Raw genomic sequence first — 8,567 nt, forward strand, 5'->3', positions numbered from 1 at the left:
CAGCTAATGCAGAGGAATAGTTCATATCAACCCAACAATCCCGGCTCCCATAATTATAATCAACAATCAACAGCGATCGCAACCACCTCGACACCCCCCACTCCAACCGTCACTTATATCGGTTTCCCGCCATAAAGTATTCGGTTATCCGTACTTGACAAAATCTAGCCAAGGATAATCTACCATGAAATTAACCATCATCTACAGAGCAGCCAAAGGAAATTAACAAACCCCGTTTTTTCAAAAAACCCCCTTTCTCGAAACAAGCGATCACCTGTGCGTAGAGCGATCGCTTCATTCCTTGACCACTCCTCATAACTAGCTTACCAACACACCCACCCCCTGACATATCCCAGTATCATACCATATCACGAGACTAACGCAACTTGACAAATATCTACCACTTTGGTAAAATGGACAGTGGGTTGTGCCTTATGTATCATGTAATCTGGAGAGTCAGCGAATTGGTCAGCGATTTAGTTAGGGGTAATCAACTGCTGCGGAGTGGTAAGCTAGAAGAAGCTGTAGATGCTTATCAGAAAGCGATCGCACATCATCCAATTTTTCATTGGTCTCACTACAAACTGGGGGAGGCTTTAGAAAGGTTGGGGCGTTTAGAAGAAGCAATTACCGCCTATCAGCGCGCCTTTGTCTTAAAACCCGACCAAAGTGACTTTCGTTTAGGGTTCGTTCGGGCAGTACACCAAGCCCAGCTCAAGGGCAAAACTTCTCAGCCTAAGCGGATATCATCTGTATCTCTGGTAGAAGCACACAAAATCAACGCCGAGTTTCTCTATGAAGCCAAGGACTATCAGGGTTCCTTAAACAGCTTTCAATATTACTTATCTTCACAAGGAACCCAATCCCCTTTCAAGTTTTTCGTAAAAGCAAGATCAGCAGCAGGACAGGTCTTAAAAGGAAAAGCCCAGCATCAGCAATTCTGGGAGGGTTGTAGTGATGCGATTTCTAAAAAATTTCAGGCTTGTTTTGAACTCGCAAAAAATAGTCAATTTATCGAGGCTAAACAACTGTTCGCCTTACAAGCCCAGGAATTATTTCAAGAACCAGAGATATCCGCCAATTGGATTCAAGCGTTCCAGAAAATCTGTGATTCTCGGGAGCAGGGTCATATATTTGAGCGAAGCAACGTCAGAACTGTCCAAAAAATAGTGGTGTCAGGCATGGGGTGGAGTGGCAGTAGTGCCCTGTATGATTACTTCCGAGAATTCAAGAATATCAAAGTGCTTAAGGGTGAAAGCCGTTTTTTGGAAGGCAAGTCATCACTACTGGGACTATATGATAGTATTTTAAATTCAACTGATTGCTTTCCAAGTTTATTAGAATTATTTTTCACCTCGTTTTTAGGATTTAAAGCAATGAAGAACTCATCGGACTATAAAGTTATGGGGGGTGCTAGGAGATTCAGCTTAGGTCCAAATACCAAAACTCACTCGGAAAATGTCAGTAGGCTGATGGGTAACGCCTCTCCATTACTTGCGGGAAAAGGCGACACTCTAGCCAATTTCAAAATTTTTGCTGATGATGTTGCCAATTTGCTATCTGGCGAGTCTGGCAATCATAACTATGATGTGGTTTTGCTGAACAACTGTATTCATATTGGGAATATCAGAATGGTTGACTGTCTCAAGAATACTAGAGTATTCTGCACATTTAGAGACCCAAGGTCCAACTTTGTGGCTCTGAAACGAGAAAGCATAGGGTATCTAGGTGATGCTAGTGGGTTTATCAAGAGTAAGACCAAGAACTACTCCAAGTATCATAGCCTAGTTTCTGACTATGAAGAAAAAACCAAAAACACCAGTAACCAAGTGTTAAAAGTACAGTTTGAAAAGTTTGTGCTGTCAGACACTTATCGCCAAGAGCTGGCACAAAAAGCGGGTCTTGACCTGACCACCCATGAACCACACAAGTACTTCAAACCCTGGGAATCGGAAAAGAATGTTTACTTACATCACACCTACGAAAATCAGGAAGAAATTAGGGCAATAGAACAGGCTTTCCCTGAATATTGCTTCACCGACCAAAACAGTTAGTACACAATAGCCCACCTAGAGCAAATACTGTCTTGGAATAAGTCAATAATAAAGAACCATACCCAGCACTGAGGAAGAGATCAATGAAAAAAGTCTATGTTGGAATGAGTGCCGACCTAGTTCATCCCGGTCACTTAAACATCCTGAAAACTGCTCAACAGTATGGGGAAGTCATCGTCGGTCTACTGACTGACCAAGCGATCGCCAGCTATAAACGCCTCCCCTACATGGCATTTGAGCAGCGGCGAGAAGTGATCGAAAACATCAAAGGAGTAAGTCAGGTCATTCCCCAAACCACCCTGGATTATATTCCCAACCTACGCAGCATCAAACCCGATTACGTCATTCACGGGGACGATTGGCGAGAAGGGGTACAGCGAGAGACCCGTCAGCGGGTCATAGAAACCCTAGAGGAGTGGGGCGGCGAACTCATCGAAGTTCCCTATACTAAAGGTATCTCCTCAACTCAACTAAACAAAGCCCTACGGGAAATCGGCACCACTCCAGAAGTACGCCTGAAATCTCTGCGTCGGATGCTGCAAGCCAAACCACTCCTGCGATTCCTAGATATCCATAACGCCCTCAGTGGCTTAATCGTTGAAAACACTTTCATCGAAACCCCCCAAGGTCGTCGAGAATTTGATGGGATGTGGGCGAGTAGCCTAACAGATTCGACAGCCAAAGGCAAACCCGACATCGAAGCCGTTGATGTATCTGCCCGTATGACCACACTTAACGAAGTCATCGAAGTGACCACCAAACCCATAATTTATGATGCGGACACTGGTGGTAAAACGGAACATTTTACCTTCACTGTACGCACCCTAGAAAGGTTAGGAGTCTCCGCTGTCATCGTCGAAGATAAAACCGGTCTCAAGAAAAACTCCCTATTCGGCACGGAAGTTCCCCAAACCCAAGATAGCATCGAAAATTTTTGCCAAAAAATCCGTGCAGCCAAAAAAGCCCAAACCACAGATGATTTCATGTTGATTGCCCGCATCGAAAGCCTGATTTTAGGCAAGGGACTCGATGATGCCTTAGAACGAGCCCAAGCCTTCATTAAAGCCGGAGCCGACGGCATCATGATTCACAGCCGTCAGAAAACCCCTGATGAAGTGTTTGCATTTTGCCAAGACTATAACCGCTTAGAAAATCGTAAACCCCTGATCGCTGTGCCTTCGAGTTATAACAGTTGTCATGAGGAGGAACTGCAAGCCCAGGATGTAAACATAGTTATCTATGCTAATCAGCTTTTGCGGAGTGCTTACCCAGCTATGGTAAATACCGCTCAAACTATCTTAAAACATCAGCGCGCTCAAGAGTGTGAGCCACAAATGTTGCCTATCAAAGACATACTAGAACTTATTCCAGGAACTAAGTAAAACTACAAAAAATGATAGACCCCCAAGCCTTTTATACAACTCTATACCAAGCCGGCGTGCATTTATTTGCCGGTGTTCCCGATTCCCTACTCAAAGACTTCTGTGCCTATATAGACGACCATAGCCAGCCCGGGGAACATATTATCACCGCCAATGAAGGGAATGCGATCGCCCTAGTGGCTGGCTATCACCTAGCCACCCGGCAAATCGGGGCAGTATATTTGCAAAATTCAGGATTAGGGAACACCATTAACCCTCTCACCTCACTTACCGACCCTCAGGTGTACAAAATCCCCTTGGTGATGATAATTGGTTGGCGTGGGGAACCAGGGGTAAAAGACGAGCCACAACACATTAAACAAGGGGCCATTACCCCAGGGCAACTGGATCTCTTGGGGGTTCCCTATTGGATAGTAGATGGCCACAGTGATTTTCAGCAAATTATCCAAGAGGCTCTAACCAAAATCCAAGCTACCAACGCCCCAGTAGCTCTGTTGGTAAGGAAAGGCACATTTTTCCCCTATCAAAAAAGCCAGCGGCCACCGTCTTTTAAAGCTTCCCTCAAGCGAGAAGCTGCCCTGGGTGAGCTTTTAACCCTAGTGGGGGATAGTTTAGTAGTATCTACAACGGGCAAAACCTCCCGAGAACTGTTTGAGCTACGCCAACAACGAGGTGAAGCTCAACGGGATTTTCTGACTGTTGGCAGTATGGGACATACAGCTTCCATTGCTTTAGGTGTAGCTTTGGGAAACCCCAGCAAATCGGTGGTCTGTATCGATGGGGATGGCTCCTTACTTATGCACTTAGGCGCAGTACCGATTATTGGTAGTTTAGCACCAAAAAACCTGATTCATGTTGTTTTAAATAATGCCGCCCATGAGTCGGTTGGCGGCCAGCCCACAGTCGCCGGACAGCTAGACTTGAAAGCTGTAGCCCTAGCCAGTGGCTATCAACAATACCGACAGGCTACGGATCAACCTGGCATTAAACAAGCCTGGAACGATTTATCTGCCTACGATGGTCCAGTATTACTGGAAATTCGCATTACAGCCGGTTCCCGCGACAATTTGGGACGACCCACTAGCAGTCCACAGCAAAATAAACAAGCATTTATGAAAGTGGCAACCGATGGCTAACAGATAGAATCACTAGAACCCAATAACTGCTCTGAAGCCACTTATATGACTAGCTTAATCGAGAATGGTGCAGCGTACTTTTTAACCATAAATTGAGCGTTTTAACCATCAGTTAGAGACTTAATTTTGATGAACATTGAAACCAAAATAAATGATGATGCCAACATACAATCATTACAACCCTGTAAAAATTAGGGTCGGAGCTGGGCAACTTAGCACCCTGCCTGATCTCCTATCCCCAGGACTATGGCTTCTGGTCACTACAGATGGCTTTAACCGTCGGGGTCTTACCACCCACATCGAAGCCTTAACACCCCAGACAGATTGGGAAGTATACCACAGGGTTACACCTAATCCTGAATTAGACCATCTTGAAGATGTGATCACACAATATCGCCAGACTAATATTCAGGGAGTGGTGGCTGTTGGTGGTGGCAGTGTCATTGATGCAGCCAAAGTCCTAGCTGTGACCCTCCCTAGTCCCCTACAACGACCTTTGCATACGGTACTACGTCAGGGCCAAAAACACCACTGGCAAGGTCAACTGCCTTTGATTGCCATTCCCACAACTTCCGGCACAGGCGCAGAAGTTACACCATTTGCCACGGTTTGGGATGCAACTACCCACAAAAAGTATTCCATTGTCGGCGATCAAGTCTTTCCTAAGATGGCTTTACTAGACCCTGAGTTAATTTTGAGCTTACCCCCCAAGCAAACCCTTTATACAGGATTGGATGCTATTTCTCATTGCCTGGAATCATTGTGGAATCACAATCAAACCCCCATCAGTGTCGCCTATGCTACCCAAGGGCTGAACTTGGCTTTAAACAGTTTGCCACAGGTATTGGACTCTCCACAAAATCTCCAAGCCCGTGCCCAAATGCAGCAAGCGAGTTTGTTGGCGGGTCTAGCTATTAGTCAAACCCGAACGGCGATCGCTCATTCGATGTCCTATCCCCTAACCAGCCATTTTGATGTTCCTCATGGTTTAGCTTGTAGCTTCACATTGCCCAATATTATTGAGTATTACATCAAAAATTGTAATTGTCTCCAACAAGTAACCTTAATGCAACAAATTCAGAAAATGTTAAATCAACTCAATTTATTTCAGCACTTGCATGAGTACGCCACCGATGAACAAATTCTGACTCTCAAAGCCGAAATGTTTCACCCCGAGCGGGCAGGAAATTTCCAAGGAGTCTTGAATGATGATATTGTGGAAGCATTCTTGACTGAGCCAACTTGACAAATATCTACAGTTTTGGTAAGGTCAATAACCTCTCCTGCATTGATATATAGCTTTAATCTGGGAGTCAGACAATATGGTTAGCGATTTAGTTAGGGGTAATCAACTGCTGCGGAGTGGCAAGCTGGAAGAAGCTGTAGATGCTTTCGAGAAGGCGATCGCACATCATCCAATTTTTCATTGGTCTCATTACAAGCTGGGAGAGGCTTTAGAGCAGTTGGGGCGTTTAGAAGAAGCTGTAGTCGCGTATAAAAAGGCAATTAAATCAAATCCTAACCTATATTGGGCTTACCAAAAACTAGGAGAAACACTGAACAAGTTAGATTGTTGGGAGGAAGCCGTCAGATGCTTCCGTAAAGCCATAGATTTCAATCCCAAAGCAGTTGAACCCAACCCAGACTTCTATTGGGCTTACCAAAAACTAGGGGAAACATTGCACCAGTTAGCGCGTTGGGATGAAGCCGTCACAGCCTTCCGCCAAGCTATAGCCGTCAATCCCACTGCTAAATGGTCATATTTTCACCTAGGACAGGTTTTAGCCCAGCAGGAAGAGTGGTCGGAAGCGATCGCATCTTACCAGAAAGCGATCGCATAGTGGAAAGTGGCTAAAATGGATGATTGAGACACCTGAGAGGAACCCCCATGACCACCAATGCTGACGATGTTTGGAGGCTGCTGGCGGAACTGGCAGAAGCCCAGAAAGAAACCGAACGCCAATTTCAAGAAACCCGGCAACTCCTCCAGGAACAATCCCAAGAAAGCGATCGCCGCTTCCGGGAACAGTCCCAAGAAAGCGATCGCCGCTTCCGGGAACAGTCCCAAGAAAGCGATTCTCGTTCCGAGACGCTGCGCGAACGCCGCTTCCGGGAAACCGAACGAATCATCAAACAACAGAATGAAAAACTCAACCAGGAATTAGGCAAATTGGGAAACCGTCTCGGAGAATTTGTCGAATGGCAGGTACGCCCCGCCGCCGTCCAACTATTTCAACAAAGGGGAATTGCTGTCAATGAATTTCACGGCGACCTCTCGGTTAAACGCTTTGGAGAAGCCCTAGAAATTGATTTGCTCGTCGTCAACAGCGACCAAGCCATATTAGTGGAAGTCAAAAGTAAACTCAGCCAAACCGACATCGACGAACACCTGGAAAGACTCGAAAAATTCAAGCGGTTAATGCCCCGTTATAGTGATGTCAAAGCCATGGGAGCCGTCGCCGGAATGGTGGTTCCCGAAGAAGTCGCCCGCTATGGTTACCGTCGCGGCTTATTTGTGTTGGCACAGTCAGGAGATAGCGTCGTGATTTTAAATGATGATAAATTCCGTCCCCGCCAATGGTAAATTACAGCCAGAGTTGGCGTTCGCGTAGCCTCTCGGAAGTGCGACCTATCGCCTACTCTCTGGGAAGTGCGTTCGCGCAGCGTGCCCGCCAGAAGTATCGCCTACCCTCTCGGAAGTGCGACCTATCGCCTACTCTCTGGGAAGTGCGTTCGCGCAGCGTGCCCGCCAGAAGTATCGCCTAGCCTTTCGGAAGTGCGATCGCATCTTACCAGAAAGCGATCGCATAGTGGAAAGTGGCTAAAATGGATGGTTGAAATAACCCAGAGGACAACCCCCATGACCACCAATGCTGACGATGTTTGGAGGCTGCTAGGAGAACTCATAGAAGCCCAAAAGGAAACTGAACGACTCCTCAAAGAACAATCCCAAGAAAGCGATCGCCGCTTCCGGGAACAGTCCCAAGAAAGCGATCGCCGCTTCCGGGAAACCGAACGAATCATCAAACAACAGAATGAAAAACTCAACCAGGAATTAGGCAAATTGGGAAACCGCCTCGGAGAATTTGTCGAATGCCCAGGACGCCCCGCCGCCGTCCAACTGTTTCAAAAAAGGGGAATTGCTGTCAATGAATTTCACGGCGACCTCTCGGTTAAACGCTTTGGAGAAGCCCTAGAAATTGATTTGCTCGTGGTCAACAGCGACCAAGCCATATTAGTCGAAGTCAAAAGCAAACTCAGCCAAAYCGACATCGACGAACACCTGGAAAGACTCGAAAAATTCAAGCGGTTAATGCCCCGTTATAGTGATGTCAAAGCCATGGGAGCCGTCGCCGGAATGGTGGTTCCCGAAGAAGTCGCCCGCTATGGCTACCGTCGCGGCTTATTTGTTTTGGCACAGTCAGGAGATAGCGTCGTGATTTTAAATGATGATAAATTCCGTCCCCGCCAATGGTAAATTACAGCCAGAGTTGGCGATCGCGTAGCGTGCCCGCCAGAAGTATCGCCTACCCTCTCGGAAGTGCGACCTATCGCCTACATTCTCAGAAGTGCGTATCACCGGAGATCCGGTTTGCCTTAATAAAGCGATCGGTTATTTGTAATTGATAAATTTTAATTTATATGCTAGTAGGGCGAAGTGACAGGGGTAAATATCTGGTGCGATCGCCTAGAGTCTCAGAAGTGCGATCGCGTAGCGTACCCGTAGGGCGTATCGCGTAGCGTGTGCGTAGGCAAGTATCGCGCGCGTCGGAGTGCGACGTATCGCCAGGCGCCAGCGCGTTTGCGTAGCACCTATCACGTAGTGGAGAGCAGCTAAAATGGATGATTGAAATAACCCAGAGGACAACCCCCATGACCATCAATGCTGACGATGTTTGGAGACTGCTCGCGGAACTGGCAGAAGCCCATAAAGAAACCGAACGCCAATTTCAAGAAACCCGGYAACTCCTCCAGGAACAATCCCAAGAAAGCGA

General features: G+C 46.7%; 9 protein-coding genes. 8 read left to right on the plus strand and 1 reads right to left on the minus strand.

All coding sequences use genetic code 11. From position 1 onward, the window contains the following. Positions 1-190: 190 nt before the first annotated feature. Positions 191-316, minus strand: coding sequence for a hypothetical protein (locus B9T16_RS22655; RefSeq protein WP_410245844.1), 126 nt, complete (start codon positions 314-316; stop codon positions 191-193). Positions 317-434: 118 nt separating this feature from the next. Here B9T16_RS22655 and B9T16_RS22660 point away from each other — a divergent pair, with 118 nt between their 5' ends. The 8 genes from B9T16_RS22660 (at position 435) to B9T16_RS22695 (ending at position 8,199) form a co-directional block, all read left to right on the plus strand. After that, positions 435-2,054, plus strand: coding sequence for a tetratricopeptide repeat protein (locus B9T16_RS22660; protein WP_410245845.1), 1,620 nt, complete (start codon positions 435-437; stop codon positions 2,052-2,054). 83 nt (positions 2,055-2,137) lie between these two features. Next, positions 2,138-3,436: a phosphoenolpyruvate mutase gene (gene aepX, locus B9T16_RS22665; RefSeq protein WP_410245846.1), complete on the plus strand. Its 1,299-nt coding sequence runs from the start codon at positions 2,138-2,140 to the stop codon at positions 3,434-3,436. Between the two features lie 11 nt (positions 3,437-3,447). Continuing rightward, positions 3,448-4,572, plus strand: a complete 1,125-nt coding sequence (aepY, locus tag B9T16_RS22670; RefSeq protein WP_014273920.1) for a phosphonopyruvate decarboxylase — start codon at positions 3,448-3,450, stop codon at positions 4,570-4,572. Between the two features lie 151 nt (positions 4,573-4,723). Continuing rightward, positions 4,724-5,818, plus strand: coding sequence for a phosphonoacetaldehyde reductase (locus B9T16_RS22675; protein ID WP_315670298.1), 1,095 nt, complete (start codon positions 4,724-4,726; stop codon positions 5,816-5,818). A 76-nt stretch (positions 5,819-5,894) separates the two neighbouring features. After that, positions 5,895-6,413 carry a tetratricopeptide repeat protein gene (locus B9T16_RS22680; RefSeq protein WP_410245847.1) on the plus strand — a complete coding sequence of 173 codons (519 nt, stop codon included), beginning with the start codon at positions 5,895-5,897 and terminating at the stop codon, positions 6,411-6,413. Between the two features lie 47 nt (positions 6,414-6,460). Next, entirely contained in the window at positions 6,461-7,156 is a 696-nt protein-coding gene (locus tag B9T16_RS22685; RefSeq protein WP_410245848.1) for a hypothetical protein, read from the plus strand. Between the two features lie 276 nt (positions 7,157-7,432). Next, complete coding sequence (locus tag B9T16_RS22690; protein WP_410245850.1) at positions 7,433-8,050, plus strand: hypothetical protein; 618 nt, start codon at positions 7,433-7,435, stop codon at positions 8,048-8,050. Beyond that, the gene (locus tag B9T16_RS22695) at positions 8,044-8,199 is read left to right on the plus strand and encodes a hypothetical protein (protein WP_410245849.1); all 156 of its coding nucleotides are present in this window, start codon (positions 8,044-8,046) and stop codon (positions 8,197-8,199) included. The genes B9T16_RS22690 and B9T16_RS22695 overlap by 7 nt, the downstream gene beginning before the upstream one ends. The last annotated feature ends 368 nt before the right edge of the window (positions 8,200-8,567 follow it).

Source organism: Arthrospira sp. PCC 8006, assembly GCF_046480465.1.
Classification (GTDB): Bacteria; Cyanobacteriota; Cyanobacteriia; order Cyanobacteriales; family Microcoleaceae; genus Limnospira; species Limnospira platensis.

Coding starts and splice junctions, on each gene's coding strand:
- B9T16_RS22655 (WP_410245844.1), bottom strand. CDS start 316: ATGAGGAGTGGTCAAGGAATGAAGCGATCGCTCTACGCACAGGTGATC.
- B9T16_RS22660 (WP_410245845.1), top strand. CDS start 435: ATGTATCATGTAATCTGGAGAGTCAGCGAATTGGTCAGCGATTTAGTT.
- aepX (WP_410245846.1), top strand. CDS start 2,138: ATGAAAAAAGTCTATGTTGGAATGAGTGCCGACCTAGTTCATCCCGGT.
- aepY (WP_014273920.1), top strand. CDS start 3,448: ATGATAGACCCCCAAGCCTTTTATACAACTCTATACCAAGCCGGCGTG.
- B9T16_RS22675 (WP_315670298.1), top strand. CDS start 4,724: ATGATGATGCCAACATACAATCATTACAACCCTGTAAAAATTAGGGTC.
- B9T16_RS22680 (WP_410245847.1), top strand. CDS start 5,895: ATGGTTAGCGATTTAGTTAGGGGTAATCAACTGCTGCGGAGTGGCAAG.
- B9T16_RS22685 (WP_410245848.1), top strand. CDS start 6,461: ATGACCACCAATGCTGACGATGTTTGGAGGCTGCTGGCGGAACTGGCA.
- B9T16_RS22695 (WP_410245849.1), top strand. CDS start 8,044: ATGGTAAATTACAGCCAGAGTTGGCGATCGCGTAGCGTGCCCGCCAGA.